Raw genomic sequence first — 24,382 nt, 5'->3', positions numbered from 1 at the left:
GTAACAAAAAACCGCCTGGACACCCCTTTATCAGGCTGCCCAGGCGGTCGGCTTCTCATTTCACTGCACTCCCTGTAGGTAATCCTACTTTCCGCCAGTCATGCAGCTTCTGTTGTTATACTACAATACTTCTTCTGAATTTTCAAGTCCCTATTTTCTGAAATATTCTTTACTCGTCTACGCTGTAGTTTGGAGCCTCTTTTGTGATATGGATGTCATGTGGATGTGACTCCTTGAGAGATGCAGCGGAGATCTTAATGAATCTGCCTGTTGTTTTCAGCTTCTCAATGTTCTCTGCTCCGCAGTAACCCATACCGGATCTTAAACCGCCAATTAACTGGAATACGGTATCCTCAACGTGTCCTTTGTATGCAACACGTCCTTCAACACCTTCCGGAACAAGCTTCTTGGCGTTCTCCTGGAAGTAACGATCCTTGCTGCCGTTCTCCATAGCTGCAATAGATCCCATTCCACGGTATACTTTATATTTTCTTCCCTGATAGAGCTCGAATGTTCCCGGGCTCTCATCGCATCCAGCAAACATGCTGCCCATCATGCAGACATTGGCGCCTGCCGCGATAGCCTTGGTGATGTCTCCGGAATACTTGATTCCACCATCTGCGATGATCGGGATTCCGTAGCTGTTGGCTACTTCATAGCAATCCATAACAGCAGTAACCTGCGGTACACCGATACCTGCAACAACACGTGTGGTACAGATAGATCCAGGTCCGATACCAACTTTAACTGCATCTACACCAGCTTCGATCAGTGCCTTGGTAGCTGCTCCTGTTGCAACGTTACCTGCGATAACCTGAAGTTCCGGATATGCAGCCTTGATCTCGCGGACTGCTTTTAAGATATTCTCAGAATGACCATGTGCGGAATCAATTACGATTACATCCACATTCGCTTTCACAAGTGCATCTACACGTGCAAGTACATTGGCTGTGATACCAACTGCCGCACCACAGAGAAGACGTCCCTGTGCATCCTTGGCTGCAAGCGGATATTTGATCTGTTTCTCGATATCCTTGATGGTAATGAGTCCTTTTAAATTAAAGTCGTCATCTACAATGGGTAATTTCTCCTTACGGGATTTCGCAAGGATCTTCTTGGCATCCTCAAGTGTGATTCCTTCCTTGGCTGTGATCAGTCCTTCAGAAGTCATGCACTCCTTGATCTTTCTGCTGAAATCTGTCTCAAATTTAAGATCACGGTTTGTGATAATACCTACAAGCTTTCTGCCTTCTGTGATCGGAACACCGGAAATACGGTATTTCGCCATCAGATCATTGGCATCTTTCAGTGTATGCTCCGGTGAAAGATAAAATGGATCTGTAATAACACCGTTCTCAGAACGTTTAACCTTATCAACCTCTTCTGCCTGTGCTTCGATGGACATATTCTTGTGGATGATACCGATACCACCCTGTCTGGCCATGGCAATTGCCATTCTGTGCTCTGTAACTGTGTCCATTCCCGCACTCATCATGGGGATATTCAGCTTTACTTTCTTGGTTAAATACGTTGAAACATCTACCTGATTCGGAATCACTTTAGAATAAGCCGGAACCAGAAGGACGTCATCAAACGTAATGCCTTCACCAATAATAGTACCCATTGCATTTCCTCCCTTGTGTAAGATATTTTAAATTTGTGAACTAGTGTAACAAAAAACAAGATTCATGTCAATCCAAAAAAACTTTACTTGGTGCAGAATTTTTCATGGTGTTTGCAAGTGCGTCATCCAGTTCCAGAATCACTTTGCAGGTTTCTCCACTGTCTCTTATGATCATTGCATAGCGTTTATGATCCTCAATTCCTGATGAAAAATCATACTCTTTCATCTTCTGATTGCCATTATAATAGTCCATTCTGTGGGACTTTAATGGTGCCACAAGGTCTGCCTCCGCAAGCTGGAGCGATTTCACTCTTTTCCTTTTTGATTTTGACATGATCATATCAATGTCCAGTTCTCCGTTAACAAACAGATACTCGTACTCCAGATCTGTCTTCGGTATTACAAAATAACATGCAATACCAAGTGCAATAGCCGGTACCAGCAAAAGTACATTCAGCACAAGGCCTCCCAGAACCATGATCACCGTCAGCGCTATCAGACCGTATTTCACAACCAGATCTTTCGCTGTCTGCTTCTTTTTTACCAGAAGCTCTGAATATAAGTCACTCATTTGTTTCTTCCTTTCGTAATTTACTGACTTTTTGATTATAACACAAAAAGAGAGCCGCGTCTATGACGCAGGCCCTCTCATTTTGTGAATTAATTATTTCACCTGCTCAGCTGATAATTACATCATTCCCATTCCCGGGTTTGCAGCCGGAGCCGGAGTATCTTCTTTGATTGTGGAAACTACAGCCTCTGTTGTAAGGAGTGTAGATGCAACACTTGTAGCATTCTGAAGAGCACTTCTTGTAACCTTAGCCGGATCAAGGATTCCGTTCTCAACCATGTTTACGTATTTCTCATTGAGAGCATCGAAGCCTGTACCGATCTCAGACTCTCTTACTTTGTTGATAATAACAGCGCCTTCCAGTCCTGCGTTTGCAGCGATGTGGAACAGCGGAGCCTCAAGAGCTTTCAGGATCACATAAGCACCTGTCTTCTCATCTCCTTCAAGAGTTGTTGCAAGTTTTGCAACCTCTTTGGAAGCATGGATGTAAGCAGATCCGCCACCTGCGATGATACCTTCCTCAACAGCTGCTCTTGTTGCTGCAAGAGCATCCTCAAGACGAAGTTTTGCTTCTTTCATCTCTGTCTCAGTAGCAGCACCTACACGGATAACAGCTACGCCGCCAGCCAGTTTTGCAAGTCTCTCCTGAAGTTTCTCTTTATCGAACTCGGATTTTGTCTCCTCGATCTGAGCACGGATCTGTGCAACACGTTTTGCAATGGCATCTTTGTCACCGAGACCATCAACGATAACTGTGTTCTCTTTTGCAACTTTAACAGATTTTGCACGTCCAAGCTGCTCCATCTTAGCTTCTTTCAGGTCAAGACCAAGCTCATCGGAGATCACCTGTCCGCCTGTCAGGATCGCGATATCCTGAAGCATCTCTTTTCTTCTGTCACCATAGCCAGGAGCTTTTACAGCTACTACCTGGAAGGTTCCTCTCAGTTTGTTGACGATCAGAGTTGTAAGGGCCTCACCCTCAACATCCTCAGCGATGATGAGAAGTTTCGCACCGGCCTGAACAACCTGCTCAAGAAGTGGAAGGATCTCCTGGATATTGCTGATCTTCTTGTCTGTGATCAGGATGTACGGATCATCAAGAGTTGCCTCCATTTTCTCCATATCTGTGGACATGTATGCGGAAATATATCCACGGTCAAACTGCATACCTTCTACAAGGTCAAGCTCTGTATGCATGGTCTTGGACTCCTCAACAGTGATAACACCGTCTTTGGAAACTTTCTCCATAGCATCAGCAACAAGCTGTCCAACCTGCTCATCACTTGCAGAGATTGCTGCTACGTTAGCGATCTGCTCTTTGCCGTTGATTGCCTGGCTCATGTTCTTGATTGCTTCTACTGCAACATCTGTTGCTTTTTTCATACCTTTTCTGAGGATGATCGGGTTGGCACCTGCTGCCAGGTTCTTCATTCCCTCATGAACCATTGCCTGAGCAAGTACAGTCGCTGTTGTAGTACCATCACCTGCTACATCGTTTGTCTTGGATGCAACTTCCTTGATGATCTGAGCACCCATGTTCTCGAATCCGTCCTCAAGCTCGATCTCTTTTGCGATGGAAACACCATCGTTTGTGATAAGCGGAGCACCGAAAGATTTGTCAAGTACTACGTTTCTTCCTTTCGGTCCAAGTGTTACTCTTACTGTATCTGCAAGTTTATTTACACCAGCTTCAAGTGCTGCTCTTGCTTCTGCGCCATATTTAATTTCTTTTGCCATGATAAAATGACCTCCTATTTATATTGATATACGATAAGATGTTTATATTATTTAATAACTGCCAGGATATCTTCCTGTTTTACAATGATGTAATCCGTACCATCCATCTTAACTTCTGTTCCTGCATATTTGGAGTAAATAACAGTGTTTCCGACTTCTACTTCCATCTTTACTTCTTTGCCATTTACAACTCCGCCAGGACCAACTGCGATAACTTCTGCCTGCTGTGGTTTCTCCTGTGCCTGTCCCGGAAGTACGATTCCGGATGCTGTTGTCTCTTCTGCCTCAACCTGTTTTAATACTACTCTGTCGCCTAAAGGTACTAACTTCATGATCTATGTTCCTCCTTATCAGTTCCATTTTCGTTTGCTAGCACTCACTTTCTACGAGTGCTAATCACTATGGCTATATTAGTGAATTTCACGTTTTTTCGCAACTCTTTTAAGATATACTATTTCTAGTTTATTCTCTTTATATCTCTTTTATACTCTTGTTTTCTCTTATTTTCTTAATTTCATTATTTATTTTGATTTTTTCTAAAAAGATACACTTTCCTTTTATGCGATCCTGCAAAAGAATTTCAGTAAAAAAGAGACTGCCCACAATAACGGGTAGTCTCTTTCGTCACGTTCTTTATCTTATATTATCAGTCGGCAGATAATGCAGATCGCATTATGCCTTTTTGTTTCTCTGTGCCTTGATCTCCTCAAGCTCGTCGAAGATTACTTCATTAAGAACCTTAATGTAAGTTCCCTTCATACCGGAAGAACGGGACTCGATCACACCTGCACTCTCAAATTTACGCAGTGCATTTACGATCACAGATCTGGTGATACCTACGCGGTCAGCAATCTTGCTGGCAACAAGGATGCCTTCGTCTCCATCCAGTTCATCAAAGATATGGATGATCGCCTCAAGCTCTGAGAAGGACAGGGTACTGAACGCAGATTTCACGATCTGCTGCTTTCTGTCTTCCTCCGCATTCTCATCATGAACCGCACGCATCATTTCCAGACCTACAACAGTTGTACCGTACTCACTGACAATAATATCTTCAATATCATACGGATGATCGTTACGATACATAAATAATGTTCCCAGTCTCTCACCTGCAATATCGATAGGGTTTACGATTCCCTGATAATTCCCTGGTACATGCTCAAAGCCAAGTGTCTGGAGATTGACATTCTCCTTGGTAGAAAGAACGCCAAGAAATCTCTCGTTCAATAACGGATCAATATGTCCGCCGATCTTATCATCGATCAGCTCTGTGATCTCATCTACGCCCGGACAGATACTGACTCCCAGAACCTTACCTTTCTTACTGAGTACCAGGATGTTGGAACTTAAGGTTTCCATGAGCACCTGGCAAATGTCGTTAAACACTACCTTGCTTGAGCTGCTGTTATGCAGAAGCTTATTGATTTTTCTAGTTTTATCTAGCAACTGAACGCTCATTTTTTCCTCCTTTCACTTTCGTACCTTGAAAGAAATCGTTTTTCTAGTCTAATATTACACGTTATTCTGGAAATTTACAAGACATTTTTATATTTTTTTTATTTTTAACGGGATTTTCTGAAAATTGGTAGAAAAGCATTTATTCCATCAATCTTCATCTTTTGGTTTCTGTTCCACATATCCGCAGGTTTCCTGGCTGCAAACCAGCTTATTTCCCTTTTCGAGCATATAATTGCCACATTTCGGACATTTCTTTGCGGATGGTTTCTGCCAGGACATAAAATCACATTCCGGATTATTCTCACATCCGTAATATTTTCTGCCCTTTTTCGTTTTTTTCATGACAATTTCACCGCCACATTTCGGACATGCAACACCAATCTTTTCATAATATGGTTTCGTATTACGGCAGTCCGGGAATCCCGGGCAATGCAAGAAATCTTCCGTGTGGACCATACTTAATTACCATGTTACGGCCACAGTTGTCGCAGACTACATCTGTAACCTCATCCTGGATATCAACTTTCTCCAGTTCTTTCTCCGCCTCATCCACATCATGTTTCAGATCCGGATAGAAATTACGTACAACAGTCTTCCACTGCACAGTGCCTGCCTCCACGCAGTCCAGAAGTCCCTCCATGGTAGCTGTAAAGTTTACATCCACAATACTCGGGAATGCCTGTTTCATAATATTATTAACAACTTCACCAAGCTCTGTAACGTAAAGATTTTTCTGTTCCTTTGATACGTAGCGTCGGCTGATGATCGTTGTGATCGTCGGCGCATAGGTACTCGGGCGTCCAATTCCCAGTTCTTCCATGGTTTTTACAAGTGATGCCTCTGTATAATGTGCCGGTGGCTGTGTAAAATGCTGTTCCGGTTTCAGTTCTTTCAGTTTCAGCTCCATGCCTTTTTCCAGGCTCTGACTTAAAATATTGCCTTTTTTGTCATCGCCCTCTTCTGTATACACAGACATAAAACCATCAAACGCAACCTTGGATGCCGCAACCGTAAATACATACTCGCCGGCTCCGATCTTGACAGATGTAGTCTCATAACGTGCCGGTGCCATTCTGCTGGCCGCAAAGCGTCTCCAGATCAGCTGATACAGACGAAACTGATCTCTGGTGAGAGATTCTTTCACAAGAACCGGTGTCCTTGTAATGTCTGTAGGGCGGATTGCCTCATGGGCATCCTGGATCTTCTGTCCGTTTTTGACTGTCTTTTCTGTCTGAGAAACATAATTCTGTCCGTACTGTTCAGAAATGTAGGTTCTTGCTGCTGCATCTGCTTCCTCGGAAATTCGGGTGGAATCTGTACGCAGATAAGAGATCAGACCTACTGTGCCGCTTCCCTTGACATCAACACCCTCATATAACTGCTGTGCCAGACGCATGGTTTTCTGTGTGGAAAAATTCAGAGTCTTGGCCGCTTCCTGCTGCAGTGTACTGGTTGTAAACGGGAGCGGAGCATTTTTGATCCTCTCGCCTTTTTTTACTTCTGTGATTTCATATTTACAGTTTTCCAGATTTTTCAGGATTTCATCCATTTCCTGGCGGTTTTTGATTGGAAGTTTTTTATCAGTTCCATAGAACTTGGCCGTTAACGGCTTCTTTTCACCTTTTACCTGAAATTCACCTTCCAGGCTCCAGTACTCTTCCGGAATGAATGCGTTGATCTCATCTTCTCGGTCACAGATGATACGCAGTGCTACAGACTGCACACGGCCTGCACTTAATCCTCTTTTTACTTTGGCCCAGAGAAGTGGGCTGATGGTATAACCTACCATACGGTCCAGCATACGTCTGGCCTGCTGTGCATCCACAAGATTCATATCCAGCTCTCTGGCCTGTTTGATGGACGCCTTGACTGCTGTTTTTGTTACTTCATTAAATGTAATTCTGTGCATCTTTGAAGTATCTGTTTTCAGTGCCTGCATCAGATGCCAGGAGATTGCCTCTCCTTCACGGTCAGGGTCCGTTGCGAGATAGATCTTATCTGCTTTTTTTGCTTCTTTACGGAGTTTTGCAAGAAGCTCTCCCTTTCCTCTTATCGTAATATACTTGGGTTCAAAATCATTGTCTACATCAATACCAAACTGGCTCTTTGGAAAATCCCTTACGTGGCCATTGGATGCCTCTACTGTATAATTTGCCCCCAGAAACTTTTTTACTGTTTTCATTTTAGCAGGTGACTCTACTATCACCAGATTTTTGGCCATTTTACCTCTCCTAATCTTATTCTGCCTTCTGTCCGGTGTAAAAAATCTCACTGCTGCCGGCAAAAAGGCGGTTATTCAAGTCTGATATAATTCTGTCTTCCGGTTTCCTTCACCAGTCCCATCAGCATGAGCTGTCCCAGGATACCGGCTGTTTTTCCCGGTGAAAAACCGGTTTTTCTGATAATCTGATCCAGATTTTTTGGTCGTAAATCGAGACAACTATACACCAAATCCAAATCCGTTGCAAGTCCTATCTTGGTTTTCCCCGACAAATTTGTCATTTTTTTCACAGACAGTCCCCACTCATCCAGAAGTATTTCCGGAGAGTAGGCGATTCCCGCTCCATCATAAATCAGCTTATGACATCCACGGCTCAACGCATCATTTACTGCTCCCGGAATGGCATAGACCATTTTCCCCTGTTCCAGAGCACAGGACGCAGTGATCAGTGATCCGCTCTTTTCTTTTGCTTCCACTACAAGCACCAGGTCTGCAAGTCCGCTAATGATCCGGTTCCTTGCCGGAAAATGATAAGCCCTGCCTCTGGTCCCAGGTTCATACTCACTGATGATCCCTCCGTTCTTCTGCGGAATCCTCCGATAAATCCCACGGCTGGATGAAGGATAGCAGATATCCACACCATTTCCAAGTACCGCAAATGTAGGCGTTCCTCCTTCCAGTGCACCTTTATGGCCCTCCGCATCGATTCCTGCTGCCATACCGCTGATCACCTGTACCCCGTGCTCGCTCAAAAATTTCCCGTACCGAAATGCCTGTATCCTTCCATAGGCACTGCATAATCTGGCCCCAACGATCGCTGCTGTCGGTTTATTATCTTCCGGAAATCTTCCAATATAATATAACTGTTTTGGCATACCGGAAAGTTCCCGAAGCCTTGCCGGATAAATGCTGCTGTTTTTTTCCACATAATGGATCTCTGTTTTCTGTATTTCTTCCATTATAAAGTACCTTCCTTTCTGCTGTTTTATGACCAGTATTTTTTATCATAAGCCCGATAGGCAAGAGCCTCCCCGATATGCTCCGGCAGGATCTTTTCTGCTTCTTCCATATCCGCAATAGTCCTGGCTACTTTTAAGATCTTATGATAAGCTCTTGTACTGAACTGAAACTGTTCATATGCCTGTTCCAGCAGTCTGTCCGCTTCTGCTGTCATAACACAGTATTTTTCCAGATTTCTTCCGTCAAGCTCTCCGTTAAAACAAAATTTCTCTTTTTGGTAACGTTTTCTCTGAATCTCCTGGACAGTTTTTACTCTTTCCCGTATTTTTGCGGAAGGCTCTCCTGGTGTCCGTTTCTTCATCTTCGAAAAACTCACCGACGGAACTTCTGTGCAGATATCTATGCGTTCCAGAAGTGGCTGGCTGATTTTCCCCAGATAATGCGTGATCTCTCCCGGAGTACAGCGGCATCGGTTCATATCCGGATAAAATCCGCAGGGGCAGGGATTCATTGCTGCTGCCAGCATAAAACTCGCAGGAAACGTATAGGTTCCTGCCGCTCTGGACAGATGGATTTCCTTATCTTCCAGGGGCTGACGCAGGATCTCCAGGCTCTTTCTTGAAAATTCCGGCATCTCATCCAGAAAGAGAACGCCTCTGTGTGCGAGGGTAATTTCTCCCGGTCCCGGAACCCTTCCGCCTCCTGCCAGTGCCTGTGGGGAACTGGTATGATGAGGGCTGCGAAAAGGCCTCTCCCTGATCAGAGGGTCACTTTCTGTAAGAAGTCCTGCCACACTGTACACTTTCGTGATCTCCAGGCTCTCTTCAAAAGTCAGTCTGGGCATGATCGTCGGCAGGCGTCTTGCCAGCATGGTTTTTCCGGAACCTGGAGGACCGATCAGCAAAATATTATGAAAACCGCTTACAGCGATCTCTGCTGCCCGCCTTGCTCCTTCCTGTCCGCATAGATCCGCAAAATCAATCCTGTTTTCCGTTGGATCGTCTTGTATATCCATCTCTTTCTCTTCTGTGTATAGATATGCTTCAGGCTCTTTCAGACAGCGGATCATATCTCCCAGCGTTTTTACCCCAAACACCTGCATATCCCGTACCAGTTTTCCTTCCCGGATATTTTCTTCCGGAATAATGCAAAATCGTAACCCCAGTTCTCTTGCACGGATCACACGAGGCAGGATTCCGGAAACACCATGGATTTCTCCATTCAGGCTGATCTCTCCTACAACCAGAACTCTGCTCAGTAATTCCGGTTTCAGGATCCCGGCAGCCGCAAGCACTGCCGCAGCTACCGGAAGATCAAACCCGGCCCCTTCTTTCTTCATATCTGCCGGGGCAAAATTTACTGTTACCCGCTTTGGAGGCAGGCTGAGCCGGTTGTTTTTAAATGCAGTCCGAACTCTCTCCTGTGCCTCCCTTACCTGTGCAGACGGAAAACCAACCATGGTAAAAGAAGGCAAACCATCACTGACATCTGCCTCAACCTGGATTTCCCGCACTTCCATGCCAAAAATCGCCGCTGATAATACACTTGCGAACAAATTCGTCCTTTCTGCGAGAAAAATCCGAACCCGATCTTCAGATCTCTCGTCTTTTCAATTATTAATGGGAAAATTTCAGATAGACATTTTCTGAATAAAAGAAGATAATAAATTTAGTATAGTCCATTTTGCTCTCTTTTGCAAGAGTGCAATTCGTTCTGTTTTATACTTCCTATAGAAAGAAGAGGTGAGCACAATGAAATTTCAGCGTATTCAGGATTTACGTACAGACGCAGATCTCTCTCAGAGAGAATTAAGTGAAATCCTTCACATCAGTCAGCGTTCTTATTCCCATTATGAAACGGGATCCCGTAATATTCCTATCGAAATGCTTATCCGGCTGGCAAATTATTACGACACCAGTATCGACTATCTCGTCGGCCGTACGGACCGAAAAAAAATGATCAAATAAAGAAATCCCCGGAACTTGAAACAGTTCGGGAAATTCCTTTATCAGGATTCCCTTACTGTTACAGATCCGGGGATTCTTTATTTATTCAGTATAATATGTTTCTTCTTCGCCATAAGGGATTCCATATATACCTGTGTCATCCTGGGACGAAGTATCTTCACTTTCACTGTAATATGCATTCGCATCAGAAGCATTTTCAGCATCAGTACTGTTTACTTCTGTGGATGATCCGGAAGATGTCTCTGCATCTGATGTATCAGAAGCCGCTTCCGTTCCGGCATTTTCCTGTTCTGTCGATCCGGCATCTTCTGCCGGCGCCTCCCTTGTCATGATCGATTCTGTCTTCGGATAAGTCAGTGAACCATCTGCCCTTTTATAAGTTTTAACTTTTACATAAAATTCTCCACTCTTATCAAAAACAAATTCTCCCTTTGCTTTGTTTCCATCGGAATCTTTCAGATAAAACTGTGTGGCATTTCCGGCCACTTCAGCAGTTACATCCGCTTCCACACTCAGCGAATGATTTTTTCCATTGATCCTTTTATACGTAAAAGAAACAGATTTCAGGCTGATATCATAAATATCGATCGTTGTCAGTCCATCTTCACTATACCAGGTTCCCTGATAATTCTCCGGTTCAAAAGCCGGAAGAATGGTTGGTACCGGTGTCAGCGACGGTGTCGGCGTAGCTGTGGGGACCGGCGTGGCTGTTGCTGCCGGTGTCGCTGTTATTTCCGGAATACTGTCCAATGCTGCCAGTGCTGCTTCTTTTCGCTGTTCTTTTTCAATTTTATTCTTGTGGGAGACAAACAGCATACCCCCGAATCCTGCCAGGATAAACAGAATGATCAGCAGGATCAGAGCTGTTTTCAGCCGCTTTTTTCTTCTTTTGTTTTTTCTCATCTGCATCACCTCTGTTTACTATAACATATCAGAAATCCTCTGCGTATTTCCCGTTTCTGTTTATTTCTTTTCTTTGATAATACCTTTTCTGTAAGCTTCCAGAAGCTGGATCAGCTCACTGATCCTCTCCTTCAGAGCAGCTCCTGTATCCGTATCTCCTACCAGTGTACGTTTGTTATTGTAATGAACTGCCACCCGGTTGGAAACAATATCCTGTTCCTTGGCTACTGCCTCTTCTGCGGAAGTAAAAGGCTCATGAGCAGACAGGATCAGTCCATAGGAGTTATAGACCAGTGTATAACCGGCAATTCCCGTAACTTTCTGATATGGTCTGGAAAAACCGCCGTCAATGACAAGAACTTTTCCATTGCATTTTACAGGGCTCTCTCCTTCGCTCTGGTGAACCGGCACATGGCCGTTGATGATATGGCCTTTTTCCGGATCCAGCCCAAATTCACGGAGCAGATTGTCTACAACTTCCTCGTTTTCCAGAAGATGATAGTAAGCATTTTTTGTTTCTTTATGCGTTTCCTTATCTTTAATAAAATAACGCTCAAAAGTGGTCATCTTGTCTTTCCCAAATAAAGGAGAATTTGGGGCGGCCCAGATATACCACATGATGTCCCTGCCTTTACGCTTTTCATCCTCATTTACTGAGAAAAATGCCCGGCGAACATAAGTCTCCAGCACATCGTAGAGTTCTTTTCCCCTGTAGGTTTTTCCATAGATCTGGACTTCTTTCAGACTTCCATCTTCATTGAGCGGAATGCTTCCATGGAACAGAAGATTTCCGTTATAGGTTTTGTAAAGGCCTCCTTTGTCCAGGAGAAGCCGGACATGATTCTGCAGTTTCTCACAGTTACGGAAAGCGGAATCCAGACGATCCATCACATCTTTTTCTTCTGTGGTAAGTTCATATGGTTTTTTCCAGTCAATGGTAGGAAAATATGTATCCGTCAGCGGATATTCTTTTCCGTCCGGAAGTGTGATCGTTCCCTTTTTCGGATCGATCTTATGAAGCAGGCAACGGCTTTCCATATGGAACTCTTTGTGCCGGCGGATCAGCTGGCCTTCCAGTTTAAACTGGATGATGGCGATGGCCTTATGCATCTTCCGTCCAAGCTCTTCTTCCAGAATACTGTAGTTATTGGCATCTCCCTTCATCTCAAAAACAGTGCAGGGATCATCTTTATAAGCTTCCATTGCAAAGGTTGCCAGCGGCATGAGATTGATTCCATATCCATCCTCCAGGATATCCATATTTCGGTAGCGGATACTGTTTCGGATCACCGTTGCAATGCAGGCTTTCTGGCCTGTGGCAGCTCCCATCCAGACCACATCATGATTTCCCCACTGGATATCAAGAGAGTGGTATTTCATCAGACGATCCATGATAAAATGCGGGCCCGGACCTCGATCATAAATATCTCCCAGCACATGAAGATGATCCACGACCAGACGCTGGATCAGTTCTGCCAGGGCAATGATAAAATTCTCTGCCCTGCCGATCTCAATGATGGTGTTGACAATAGCATCGTAATATGCCTCTTTGTCCAGGACTTCCGCCTTCTCCGTGATCAGCTCCTCGATCACATAGGCATAGTCTGCCGGGAGAGCTTTACGGACTTTGGAACGGGTATATTTGGACGCCGTTGTCTTGCACACTTCGATCAGGCGATAAAGCGTGATCTTGTACCAGTTCTCCATGTCTTCTTCATGCTTCTTTACGACTTCCATCTTTTCTTTCGGATAATAGATCAGTGTGGCAAGAGAACGTTTATCACTGTTACTTAAGGTATGTCCGAACACGTCATCGATCTTTTTCCGCACAGCACCGGAACCATTTCGAAGAACATGGGAAAACGCATCATACTCTCCATGGATGTCCGACATGAAATGCTCGGTACCTTTCGGAAGGTTTAATATAGACTGCAGATTGATGATCTCTGTTGAGGCCTTTGCTATGGTAGGATACAGCTCTGCAAGTCGCTGCAGGTATCTTAATTCTTCTTTTTTCATATTATCTTGATATCCTCCTGGGAGTTCTCGCTGCCATATCTTCCATTAAGAGAAATGGCAGCATTTTTATTTATTGTAAGCCCTTCCGGCATCATATATCAACCCGTAAAATCAAACAGTGACATCTGATTGGACTGTGGGATATCTCCGAACAGATCCAGGTCATCCATCAGATCGATAACGGTCTTGCTGACTTTGGTGCGGTCGCGGAAATCATCCTTGGAAAGGAATTTTCCCTTCGCGGCTGCATCTACCACAGCCTCTGCCGCCTTATCTCCAAGCCCTTCTATGGTATCCAGCGCAGGCATCAGTTTATCTCCGATGATCTGGAACCGATGGGCCTTTGCCTTATAAAGATCAATGGGCACAAAATCAAAGCCTCTGGCGTACATCTCCTGTACGATCCTCATATCCTTCAGTGTATCCTGCTCCTTCTTTGATGCCTCATCGCCTTTTTTGCGGATCTCCGCCATATAATATTCCAGGCGTTCTTTTCCCATACACATCAGTTCATAGGAAAAAGATGTGGCACGGATACTGAAAAATGCCGCATAATAAGCCAGCGGATGAAACACTTTATACCAGGCGATACGATAAGCCATCATAACGTAAGCAGCCGCATGGGCCTTCGGGAACATGTACTTGATCAGCTTGCAGGACCAGATATACCAGTCCGGAACATCATGGTCTTTCATGGTCTGGATCCATTCGTCACGGAGACCTTTTCCTTTACGGACACTCTCCATGATGGTAAATGCCAGGCCGCTTTCCACCCCTTTTCCAATAAGGTAGATCATAATATCATCTCGCGTACAGATCGCGGTGGAAATGGTCGCCGTTCCGTTCTGAATCAGTACCTGGGCATTTCCAAGCCATACGTCCGTACCATGAGAAAGTCCCGCAATACGTACCAGGTCGGAAAAATATTTCGGCTTGGTATCAATTAACATCTGCATGGCAAAATCCGTACCAAACTCCGGGATTCCAAGACATCCCAGTTTACAGCCGCCGATATCCTCCGGACTGATCCCAAGTGCCTGGGTTCCCGCAAACAGGGACATGACATCCTTCTGATCCAGCGGAACCGTTCTCGCACTGATGCCGGTAAGATCCTCCAGCATACGGATCATGGTCGGATCATCGTGTCCCAGTATATCAAGCTTTAGAAGGTTTCCATCAATGGAATGGTAATCAAAATGTGTAGTGATGATATCGCTGTTTACATCATTGGCCGGATGCTGCACAGGCGTAAATTTCTCAATTTCCTCACCCATGGGCAGTACAATGATACCTCCCGGATGCTGTCCGGTCGTACGGCGGACACCGGTACAGCCCTGTACAATACGGTTGATCTCACAGTAACGCTTGTGCTGTCCCCGCTCTTCATAATAATTTTTCACATAACCAAATGCAGTTTTTTCCGCAAGAGTACCAATGGTTCCTGCCTTAAATGTCTGGCCCTTTCCGAAGATAACCTCCGTGTACCGGTGGGCATTGGCCTGATATTCTCCGGAAAAGTTCAGGTCGATATCCGGCTCCTTGTCACCTTTAAATCCGAGGAATGTCTCAAACGGGATGTCAAACCCCTCTTTGTTCATCTTGGTACCACACTTCGGACAGATCTTATCCGGCATGTCACACCCTGCCATACCTGCGTATTTTTTTACCTCCGGGGAATCAAAATCACTGTATTTACAGTCCGGATTCGGGCAGAGATAATGCGGCGGCAGAGGATTTACCTCCGTGATACCGGACATGGTCGCTGCCAGGGAAGAACCTACGGAACCTCGGGAGCCAACCAGATAACCGTCCTCATTGGATTTCCATACCAGTTTCTGTGCAATGATATACATTACCGCATAACCATTGGAAATAATGGAGTTCAGCTCCCGGTCCAGACGATCCTCCACGATCTTCGGAAGCGGATCTCCGTACATTTCGTGGGCTTTTGTAAAACAGATATTCTTAAGATCCTGCTCTGAGTTCTCAATGACCGGCGGAAATTTGTCCGGATGGATCGGCGAGATCTTCTCGATCATATCTGCGATCTTGTTGGTATTGGTAATGACCACTTCTTCTGCTTTTTCACTTCCCAGATAGGAAAATTCCTCCAGCATTTCCTCCGTTGTACGAAGGTAAAGCGGTGCCTGGTTATCCGCGTCGGAAAATCCGTTTCCTGCCATGATGATCCGACGGTAAACCTCATCCTGCGGGTCCATAAAATGCACGTCACAGGTGGCAACTACCGGCTTTTTGAACTGTTCTCCAAGTTTTACGATCTTCCGGTTTATCTCTTTTAAGTCTTCCTCGGAATTGATCATATCGTGCTTCTCATCTGCAAGCATAAACGCATTGTTCCCAAGAGGCTGAATCTCCAGGTAGTCATAGAAGTTCACCAGTCTGGCAATCTCCTGATCCGGTGCATTACGAAGAAGTGCCTGATAAAGTTCTCCTGCCTCGCAGGCACTTCCCACCAGAAGACCATCCCTGTATTTTTCCAGTACGCTTTTTGGGACTCTGGGGCGTCTGTGATAGTACTTTAAATGGGACTGGCTTACCAGTTTGTACAGATTGATCCTTCCTGTTTCATTCCTCGCAAAAACAATGGCGTGATACGTGGGCAGTTTTCGGATCGTATCCGGCGAAACCGCTCCCTGGCTGTTCATCTCATCCACATCAAAAATATCTCTTTCTTCCAGCATCTTTACAAACCGCACAAAGATCTCCGCGGTACACGCTGCATCATCCACAGCCCTGTGATGATGATCCAGAGAAACACCTACTGCTTTGGCTACCGTATCCAGCTTAAAACGGTTCAGGGCAGGAAGAAGGAATCTGGCCATACCCACCGTATCCACATAGGTAAAATCATCCGGGATTCCCTGGCGTTTGCAGTTTTCGATGATAAAGCTCATATCAAAGTCCGCATTATGGGCCACCATCACGCAGCCCTCACAGAATTCCAAGAATTTCGGCAACACATCCTCTATGGTGGGCGCATCCAGAACCATGGAATCATTGATACTTGTCAGCTGTTCAATGCGGAACGGAATGGGCACTTCCGGATTTACAAACGTGGAAAAACGATCCGTGATCTGGCCTTTCTCCACTTTTACCGCGCCAATCTCAATGATCTTACAGGTCAGTGCTGAGAATCCCGTTGTCTCAATATCAAAAACAACAAAGTCACCATCCAGCCGCTGTCCTCTGGAATTGGTGACCATGCCTTTCAGGTCATCCACCAGATATGCTTCCATTCCATAGAGCACCTTGAAATCAGACTCCTTGGGAACGCAGCCTCCCCAGGCATCAAAGCAGTGGTTCGCCTCAGGGAAAGACTGCACCACACCATGATCGGTAATCGCGATGGCCTTATGTCCCCACTCATAGGCACGTTTTACCAGCGCCTTGGCATCAGTGACACCGTCCATATCACTCATCTTGGTGTGGCAGTGAAGCTCTACCCTTTTCTGAGGACTGGTATCCATTCTCGCACTGGTAAAATTGGCAATTTTCTTAATGCCTGTAATATTTCCGATGGTCAGCTCACTGTCAAAACGATCAATGGTTGTAACTCCTTTCAGTTTCAGGAAGGCACCTTTTTTTACACTTTCCGTCACTTCCGGAACCTGTTCGTTACGAAGGAACATCTTCACAACAATACTGTCCGTAAAATCAGTCACAGGAAAGATCAGGATCGTTTTCTCATTTCGGATCTCACGGGCCTCCACATCCATAACCTGGCATCGGATGATAACTTCTCCCATCTCTCCGGTGATACTCTCCAGCGGGATCGGTTCTCCGTCAAAATCCCTGCCGTAAACCACATCCGGATTGCTGTCTCTGCGGAATCCGAACCCGCTGCGGAAATCGCCTTTCTGGCCTTTCTGTTGTTTCCGGTCAAAGGATTTCTTCTCCGGTGCTTTTTCTCCCTTTTTCTCTCCGGAAGTTTTCTTCGTCTCTTCTTTGGCTGCTTCCTCCTGCTTCGGTTCACTCTCCTGATCTCCGCCAAGTTTGGCATGTTTCAGGACATTCTCCACTTCCTGTTTGATCTGAAGTGCGGCATTTTTCCGGTATTTACTCTCTTTCGCCTCCACAAAATCCAGGTCTACTTTCAGATCCATCCCACATCGTTCACAGAAAACTTTATGAAAGTATTCGATGAGGATTTCGCTCTTCTGCCTGGAGATCACCGTATCCGGAAGTTCCATACGCATAGCATCTTTTCCGGTAAATGTGATCTTCGCTCTTCGGAACAGATTGTACTCCAGCATATTGTAGCTGCGCAGCTCCAACTCCATACTGGAACGGTAGCTTTCCAGGAAATTCTCCGGTGTGTACTGCTCGGAAAGATGAAATTTTTCCACAACGGTAACAGTCATGGGAATTCCCGGAAAACACTGCCGTTCAATCTCATCTTCCAGGGCAAAGATATTTTTCTTGTGGATCCAGCGGCTGCTTTCGATATATACCCTCAGATGCGTTCTTCCCGGATTCATGGAAACTTTTGTCACAAATACCATGTCCAGAAGTTCTTCCAGCTCTTTTTTTACTTTCAGATGAGGAAATACGTCAAAAAAATCTTTCTCCATTATGACTCCTGTTCATTCCAGGTAAGAAGTTCCTGGCGAAGTGTATCCAGAAGTTCCGTCTCCGGTACTTTCTTTACAACCTCTCCATGTTTGATCAGAAGGCCGACACCATCGCCTCCCGCAATTCCGAGATCTGCCTCTTTTGCCTCTCCAGGACCGTTTACTACACATCCCATAACCGCAACCTTGATATCAAGAGGAATATCCTGAACCATGGTTTCTACCTGATTTGCAAGGCCGATCAGATCGATCTTGGTTCTTCCGCAGGTCGGACAGGAAACAACTTCCACCCCGCCTTTACGGAGTCCCAGTGTTTTCAGGATCCTTTTGGCTGATTTCACTTCCTCCAGCGGCGCACCGGTCAGGGAAACACGGATGGTATCACCGATTCCCTGATACAGAATGATTCCAAGGCCAATGGCTGATTTGATATTTCCGGAGTACAGGGTTCCTGCTTCTGTAATTCCCACGTGAAGCGGATACTGTGTCTGTTTTGCGATCAGCTCATGGGCTTTTGCACACATAAGGACATCGGAAGATTTGATACTGATCACCAGATTATCGTAACCCATCTCTTCAATGATGCGTACTTTATCAAGGGCGCTCTCCACAAGGCCCTCTGCTGTGACACCGTGATATTTTTCCACCAGTTCTTTTTCGAGAGAACCACTGTTCACGCCTACGCGGATAGGGATATTCCGTTCTTTTGCAGTATCTACAACTGCCTGGATCCGCTCTTTTGAACCGATATTTCCCGGGTTGATACGGATCTTGTCTGCACCGTTTTCCATAGCTGCAATGGCAAGACGGTAATCAAAATGAATGTCCGCAACCAGCGGAATATGGATCTGTTTTTTGATCCGGGACAAAGCTTTCGCAGCTTCCATGGTCGGAACTGCACAGCGGATAATATCACAGCCTGCTTTTTCCAGGGAAAGGATCTGCGCAACGGTTGCTTCCACATCTTCAGTTTTTGTATTGGTCATGGACTGGATAAGGATCGGATTTCCTCCTCCGATAACACGGTTTCCAATTTTTATTACTTTTGTATGATCTCTGTACATAAAAATCTCCTTTATGAATCCTGAAAGGCAGGTGTCTTCAAACGCCCTGCCTTTCCTCTCTGAACTATCTTTTCGCTCTTACGCTTAACGCCGGATCTCCAGCAGTTTTGTTTTCAGCTCATTTTCCATACGTCTCATATCTGCTTCTGCTGCCTGACGTTTCTCACGGCCCTCCTGCTGGATCTTCATCACATCATCCAGTGTCTGGATCAGCTCCTGATTGGTCTTTTTCAGAGTTTCAATATCTACGATGCCACGCTCGGACTCCTTTGCTGTTTCCACAGATGCCAGGTGAAGAGTCTCCGCATTTTTCTTCAGAAGTTCATTGGTAAGATCTGTAACCTGTCGCTGTGCCTGTGCGGCTTCCGTGGAATGTGCGATTCCGAGAGCCAGCACCATCTGGCTTTTCCAGAGGGGAATGGTATTTACAATGGTGGTCTGGATCTTCTCGATCATGGTGGTGTCATTGTTCTGGATCATACGGATCTGTGGTGCTGTCTGCATGGAAATGGTTCTTGTCAGCTCCAGATCATGAAGCTTCTTCTCAAAACGATCACACTTGTTTTCCAGATCATTGGCTGCCTGGGCGTCTTCTGGAAGTCCGCTTGCCGCTGCCTTCTGATGAAGCTCCATAAGCTTTCCTTCCCGGACTTCCTTAAGTTTCTTTTTGCCCGCAAGGATATACATGGAAAGTTCTTTAAAATATGCCAGGTTCTGCTCATACATCTTATCCAGTACTGCAGAATCCTTCATCAGACGCATCTGGTGCTGTTCCAGAGCTTCTGTGATCTTCGCCACATTTCCCTCGGCTTTTGTGTAACGGTTTTTCAGGGTTTCCACCTTCGCCGTCTGTTTTTTGAAGAAACCAAAAAGTCCCTTCTCCTCTGTGGCATCGAAATCTTTCAGTTCGCCTACCACACTTGAAAGAAGATCTCCCACTTCGCCAAGATCCTGGGTACGGACATTTGCCAGGGCAGTATCAGAAAAATCCGCCATCTTCTTCTGAGTACCGGCTCCATACTGCAGGATCTGATTTGTATTTTCAATATCGATCTTTGCCGCAAAATCTTCTACGATTTTCTGTTCCTGTGGAGATAACACCGGTTCCTCCACTGCAGGTTCCTGTGGCTTCTCCGGTTCTTTTGCCGCAATTTCTTCTTTTTCTTCCGTAAGATCCGGTTCCAGAGTCAGTACCGGTGCTTCCACCTCAAAGTCCTTAAATTCTTCTCCCATAATCTTCTCCTTAATTCACTGTACCTTCCGGCAGACATCTGCGATTTGGTTTCTCATCTGCTCACTGTACTTATTTCACTTCCGCGTTCTGTTTCATTTTTTCGAAATCATCTTCTGTCAGACCTTCCTGTGCCAGAACCGTATGTAACACAGAAATATCGGTAGATACATCCCATGCGGTATCCCGGAATATGGAGTCCAGAAGTTTCTCAAAAGCAATATTCAGTGTATCAATCGTTTCTTCAATTTCTTTCTTGGAAGCTGTAATATTCTCACCCTGTACAGGCTGTCCATCCATATCTTCATAAGCATCCAGAAGTTTCACAGTCATGGGAAGATAGTAATCCATCAGTTTCTTAAGATCGGGGATCACCTCCGGATGTTCTCCCGCACGCTCAAAAATCTTTTGAACGATCAGTTCCATTCTGGAAATCTTTGCGGAAATTTCCTCCCCGGGAATGGCATCATTACTCTTTCGGATCTTTATCAGAAATTCATTTCCCTTTCTCAGAACTTCCTGTGCCTCCGGGCTCATATTCTCCTCAAGCTGAACCTTCGGATCCGCTTCCTGTTTACGGAGCTCCAGCTGTTTCTGTGTTTCCAGATACTGCTGATAAGTCTCATTGCTTGTGATCAGACAGGTTTCTTCGGCATCTACATGACCTTCCAGGAACCAGCCTTTCTCGATCATCCTGCTGATATCTTTTTTTACAAATTTCTCGTTCTTTCCTGCTGCCTGGGCAAGTTTCTGGAAATTACAGTAAGTGTGGTCTCCCAGCGCACGGATATATTTCTGAAAACGGCCCAGTCTTCCAAGGCGGCTGGTTCCTGTTCCCAGAAGCGCACCACCCCCTGCAGCGCCGGCACACATCACACCAAGGACCCCCGCCGCAAGTGCACCGCTGTGTCCAAGGCCCATCCAGATCAGAAGCACCATAGCCCCAAGACCCATGCCACTTAAAAGGATTCCGCCGGAAACTGCCATCATCATACCTTTCAGGTTTTCACCGGTGGTTTTTCCATAAAGAAGCTCTGTCTGTTTCTTTGCGGCCTGCTGTTTCGCTTTTTTGCTTTTTCCGTAATAGGGGCTCTGATAAGTATAGCTCCTCTTTCGAAACTGGGGATCACTTCCCGGTTCAAATACGGAATTCATAGCATTTTTCAGTGCCTCACTGCCGGAATCAATCGCCTTATTTACTATCTGGTTGATGGTATGGCTCAGCTCATGGTAGCTGTTTGAATTTACAGCATTATCTACAATATCCTGAATCTTTTTTCCAAGGTCTTCAAATTCGTGATTGTCCATTTTTTCCTCCAGTCCATAGATAGCTTTTATTATAGCGAACTCCCGTTAAAATTACAAGCAAATGCAGAAAAGGCGCAAAAAACTATTGAAGTCAGCACGTAAAAGTTTTACAATGGTAAAAAGTAAAAATTCGTAAACGGAGGAATCGTTATGGAAAAAAAGAACATTGACTGGTCCAGCATCGGATTTGGATACATGCCAACCGACTACAGATACGTGTCTAATTTTAAAGATGGAAAATGGGATGAGGGTACTTTAAGCACAGACCCTAACATCGTACTGAATGAGTGCGCTGGTGTACTTCAGTATTCACAGAGTGTATTCGAAGGACTGAAAGCTTACACAACAGAAGACGGACATATCGTTACTTTCCGTCCTGACCTGAACGCAGAGCGTATCGCTGCTTCTGCTGCAAGACTTGAGATGCCGGTATTCCCGAAAGAGAGATTCATCGACGCTGTTGAGCAGGTTGTCAAGGCGAATGACGCATGGGTTCCGCCATATGGTTCAGGCGCAACTCTCTATCTTCGTCCGTACATGTTCGGTTCCAACGCTGTAATCGGTGTTAAACCGGCTGACGAATATCAGTTCCGCATCCTCACAACACCGGTTGGACCGTACTTCAAAGGCGGCGCTAAACCGATCACGATCCGTGTCAGTGACTTTGACCGTGCCGCACCTTGCGGAACTGGTAACATCAAAGCCGGCCTGAACTACGCAATGAGCCTTCACGCTATCGTAGATGCTCACAAACAGGGATTTGATGAGAATATGTACCTTGATCCTAAGACCCGTACAAAAGTTGAAGAGACAGGCGGTGCAAACTTCATCTTCGTTACAAAAGACGGCAAGGTTGTAACACCGAAGTCTGACAGCATCCTTCCATCCATCACACGTCGTTCCCTGATCTACGTTGCAAAAGAGTACCTTGGACTGGAAGCTGAGGAGCGTGAGATCTACTTCGACGAAGTGAAAGATTTCGCAGAGTGTGGTCTTTGCGGTACTGCTGCTGTTATCTCTCCAGTTGGAAAGATCAACGACCACGGCAAAGAAATCTGCTTCCCAAGCGGAATGGAGAAAATGGGTCCGGTTATCCAGAAGCTGTACGACACACTGACAGGTATCCAGATGGGACGCATCGAAGCTCCGAAAGGATGGATCCACGTAATCGAGTAATCCATTACCAGATTTTTGGATTTATACATAGCATTTTAAGAGCAAAAACAGGCTGCCGGATTTTTACCGGCGGCCTGTTTTCTATTCTGCCTTATGCTTTGTGCTCACATTATTTATCTTTTCTTTCGTATTTTACAAAAGTATATTCCAGATCAAAATACGTCTGTTCTTCACTCTCCGCAGTAACTTCCCAGTCCGGATCCTCATCCAGATCCGGGAAATATGCATCTGCTTCATACGCAAAATCAATCTTGGTCACATGAGCCACATCACAGTAGGGAAGCATCTGTCTGTAAATACTGTCTCCGCCGATGCAGTACACATCCTGTGCCGGATATTTTTCCACTTCTTTCAGCGCTTCTTCGATGCTGTGAACAACCACCGCACCTTTTACCTGATAATCCTTATTTCCGGTAATTACGATATTGGTTCTGTTTTTAAGAGGAAGTCCGTTAGGAAAAGACTCCAAAGTCTTTCTTCCCATAACAACCACTTTTCCTGTAGTTTCCTCGCGGAACATTTTCATATCTGCAGGAATGCTTACCAGAAGTTCATTGTTTCTTCCAATTCCCCAGTTTTTATCTGCTGCAACAATAATATTCATCCTGATTTCCTTTCTTTATATACAATTATACCGCAATCGGAATATTTTTGATCTGCGGCCATGTCTCATAATTCTCCACGATCAGATCATCGGTTGTAAATTTATAAAAATCTTTGATCTCCGGATTCAGTTTTACCGTTGGTGCAGGATACGGTTTTCTGGAGATCAGTTCCTTGATCACCGGAATATGACGATCATAAATATGACAGTCTGCAATTACATGAACAAGCTCCCCTGCTTCCATATCACAGGCTTGCGCAATCATCATCAGAAGAAGAGAATACTGGCACACATTCCAGTTATTTGCCGCCAGAATATCCTGAGATCTCTGATTCAGAACAGCATTCAGGACCAGTTTGTCTTTTCCCGGTTCTTTGGTCACATTAAATGTCATGGAATAGGCACATGGGTAAAGATTCATTTCATGAAGATCCTGATGTACATAAATATTGGTCATGATCCTTCTGCTGTAAGGATTGTTCTTAAGATCAAAAAGTACCCGGTCCACCTGATCCATCATTCCTTCTTTATACTGATGTTTCACACCCAGCTGATAGCCGTAGGCTTTTCCGATGGAGCCGTTCTCATCTGCCCAGCTGTCCCAGATATGGCTGTGAAGATCATGGATATTGTTGGATTTCTGCTGCCAGATCCACAAAATCTCATCCATGGCACTCTTTAATGCAGTTCTTCTCAAAGTCAGCGCCGGAAATTCCCTGCGGAGATCATAACGGTTCACAACACCAAATCTCTTGATGGTATAAGCCGGAGTTCCATCCTCCCACACCGGACGTACCTTCTCTCCCTCTGTGCTGGTTCCGTTTTCTATGACATCTTTGCACATGTCAATGAATATATTGTCTGCAAGACTCATTATCTGATTCCTCCCTGTGATTTTCTTCTGTTCGCTCCCGGAAATATTCTTTTTTCTTAAAAATACCCCTGAA

General features: G+C 45.2%; 19 protein-coding genes and 1 riboswitch. Of the genes, 2 read left to right on the top strand and 17 right to left on the bottom strand.

The window, feature by feature from the left end; translation table 11 throughout:
• Positions 1–30: 30 nt before the first annotated feature.
• Positions 31–112, bottom strand: a riboswitch (ZMP/ZTP riboswitch).
• 57 nt (positions 113–169) lie between these two features.
• From guaB to AC04Q6_RS14150, 9 genes are all read right to left on the bottom strand, one after another.
• On the bottom strand, positions 170–1,624 hold the full coding sequence (gene guaB / locus AC04Q6_RS14190; protein WP_021975900.1) for an IMP dehydrogenase: 1,455 nt from the start codon (positions 1,622–1,624) through the stop codon (positions 170–172).
• A gap of 67 nt (positions 1,625–1,691) precedes the next feature.
• The gene (locus AC04Q6_RS14185; RefSeq protein WP_021975899.1) at positions 1,692–2,195 is read right to left on the bottom strand and encodes a DUF6106 family protein; all 504 of its coding nucleotides are present in this window, start codon (positions 2,193–2,195) and stop codon (positions 1,692–1,694) included.
• 117 nt (positions 2,196–2,312) lie between these two features.
• Entirely contained in the window at positions 2,313–3,932 is a 1,620-nt protein-coding gene (gene groL, locus AC04Q6_RS14180) for a chaperonin GroEL (protein WP_021975898.1), read from the bottom strand.
• A 47-nt stretch (positions 3,933–3,979) separates the two neighbouring features.
• Complete coding sequence (groES, locus tag AC04Q6_RS14175; RefSeq protein ID WP_021651813.1) at positions 3,980–4,264, bottom strand: co-chaperone GroES; 285 nt, start codon at positions 4,262–4,264, stop codon at positions 3,980–3,982.
• A gap of 340 nt (positions 4,265–4,604) precedes the next feature.
• Positions 4,605–5,390, bottom strand: a complete 786-nt coding sequence (gene codY, locus AC04Q6_RS14170) for a GTP-sensing pleiotropic transcriptional regulator CodY (RefSeq protein WP_021975897.1) — start codon at positions 5,388–5,390, stop codon at positions 4,605–4,607.
• A gap of 147 nt (positions 5,391–5,537) precedes the next feature.
• Positions 5,538–5,732, bottom strand: a complete 195-nt coding sequence (locus AC04Q6_RS14165) for a topoisomerase DNA-binding C4 zinc finger domain-containing protein (RefSeq protein WP_476389745.1) — start codon at positions 5,730–5,732, stop codon at positions 5,538–5,540.
• A 61-nt stretch (positions 5,733–5,793) separates the two neighbouring features.
• Positions 5,794–7,611, bottom strand: coding sequence for a type I DNA topoisomerase (topA, locus tag AC04Q6_RS14160; protein WP_476389744.1), 1,818 nt, complete (start codon positions 7,609–7,611; stop codon positions 5,794–5,796).
• A gap of 71 nt (positions 7,612–7,682) precedes the next feature.
• Entirely contained in the window at positions 7,683–8,570 is an 888-nt protein-coding gene (gene dprA, locus AC04Q6_RS14155) for a DNA-processing protein DprA (protein WP_021975895.1), read from the bottom strand.
• Between the two features lie 26 nt (positions 8,571–8,596).
• Complete coding sequence (locus AC04Q6_RS14150; RefSeq protein ID WP_118071679.1) at positions 8,597–10,126, bottom strand: YifB family Mg chelatase-like AAA ATPase; 1,530 nt, start codon at positions 10,124–10,126, stop codon at positions 8,597–8,599.
• A gap of 196 nt (positions 10,127–10,322) precedes the next feature.
• Between AC04Q6_RS14150 and AC04Q6_RS14145 the strand changes: the two genes are divergently transcribed.
• The gene (locus tag AC04Q6_RS14145) at positions 10,323–10,538 is read left to right on the top strand and encodes a helix-turn-helix domain-containing protein (RefSeq protein WP_015524345.1); all 216 of its coding nucleotides are present in this window, start codon (positions 10,323–10,325) and stop codon (positions 10,536–10,538) included.
• Positions 10,539–10,619: 81 nt separating this feature from the next.
• Here the strand turns inward: AC04Q6_RS14145 and AC04Q6_RS14140 are convergent, their stop codons facing one another.
• The 6 genes from AC04Q6_RS14140 to AC04Q6_RS14115 all read right to left on the bottom strand — a co-directional run bounded on the left by AC04Q6_RS14140 (position 10,620) and on the right by AC04Q6_RS14115 (position 21,655).
• The gene (locus AC04Q6_RS14140) at positions 10,620–11,441 is read right to left on the bottom strand and encodes a hypothetical protein (protein WP_118063201.1); all 822 of its coding nucleotides are present in this window, start codon (positions 11,439–11,441) and stop codon (positions 10,620–10,622) included.
• Between the two features lie 60 nt (positions 11,442–11,501).
• The gene (locus AC04Q6_RS14135; RefSeq protein WP_021975892.1) at positions 11,502–13,460 is read right to left on the bottom strand and encodes a fructose-bisphosphatase class III; all 1,959 of its coding nucleotides are present in this window, start codon (positions 13,458–13,460) and stop codon (positions 11,502–11,504) included.
• 98 nt (positions 13,461–13,558) lie between these two features.
• On the bottom strand, positions 13,559–18,052 hold the full coding sequence (locus AC04Q6_RS14130; protein WP_021975891.1) for a PolC-type DNA polymerase III: 4,494 nt from the start codon (positions 18,050–18,052) through the stop codon (positions 13,559–13,561).
• Complete coding sequence (gene ispG, locus AC04Q6_RS14125; RefSeq protein WP_021975890.1) at positions 18,052–19,116, bottom strand: flavodoxin-dependent (E)-4-hydroxy-3-methylbut-2-enyl-diphosphate synthase; 1,065 nt, start codon at positions 19,114–19,116, stop codon at positions 18,052–18,054. Before ispG ends, AC04Q6_RS14130 begins: the two co-directional genes overlap by 1 nt.
• Before the next feature lie 84 nt (positions 19,117–19,200).
• Positions 19,201–20,349 carry a toxic anion resistance protein gene (locus AC04Q6_RS14120; protein ID WP_118063197.1) on the bottom strand — a complete coding sequence of 383 codons (1,149 nt, stop codon included), beginning with the start codon at positions 20,347–20,349 and terminating at the stop codon, positions 19,201–19,203.
• A gap of 70 nt (positions 20,350–20,419) precedes the next feature.
• Positions 20,420–21,655, bottom strand: a complete 1,236-nt coding sequence (locus tag AC04Q6_RS14115; protein ID WP_118071678.1) for a 5-bromo-4-chloroindolyl phosphate hydrolysis family protein — start codon at positions 21,653–21,655, stop codon at positions 20,420–20,422.
• Between the two features lie 150 nt (positions 21,656–21,805).
• On the opposite strand from AC04Q6_RS14115, the gene AC04Q6_RS14110 reads away from it, so the two are divergent.
• Positions 21,806–22,831 carry a branched-chain amino acid aminotransferase gene (locus tag AC04Q6_RS14110; RefSeq protein ID WP_021975887.1) on the top strand — a complete coding sequence of 342 codons (1,026 nt, stop codon included), beginning with the start codon at positions 21,806–21,808 and terminating at the stop codon, positions 22,829–22,831.
• 109 nt (positions 22,832–22,940) lie between these two features.
• Here AC04Q6_RS14110 and AC04Q6_RS14105 read toward each other — a convergent pair whose 3' ends face one another.
• Positions 22,941–23,435: a dihydrofolate reductase gene (locus AC04Q6_RS14105; RefSeq protein WP_021975886.1), complete on the bottom strand. Its 495-nt coding sequence runs from the start codon at positions 23,433–23,435 to the stop codon at positions 22,941–22,943.
• A gap of 25 nt (positions 23,436–23,460) precedes the next feature.
• On the bottom strand, positions 23,461–24,309 hold the full coding sequence (gene thyA, locus AC04Q6_RS14100; RefSeq protein ID WP_021975885.1) for a thymidylate synthase: 849 nt from the start codon (positions 24,307–24,309) through the stop codon (positions 23,461–23,463).
• Between the last annotated feature and the right edge of the window lie 73 nt (positions 24,310–24,382).

It is taken from the genome of Blautia sp. HA9023 (assembly GCF_056504095.1).
Note: the sequence above shows the minus strand (reverse complement) of the source record. Positions and strands in the feature narration are given on the sequence as shown.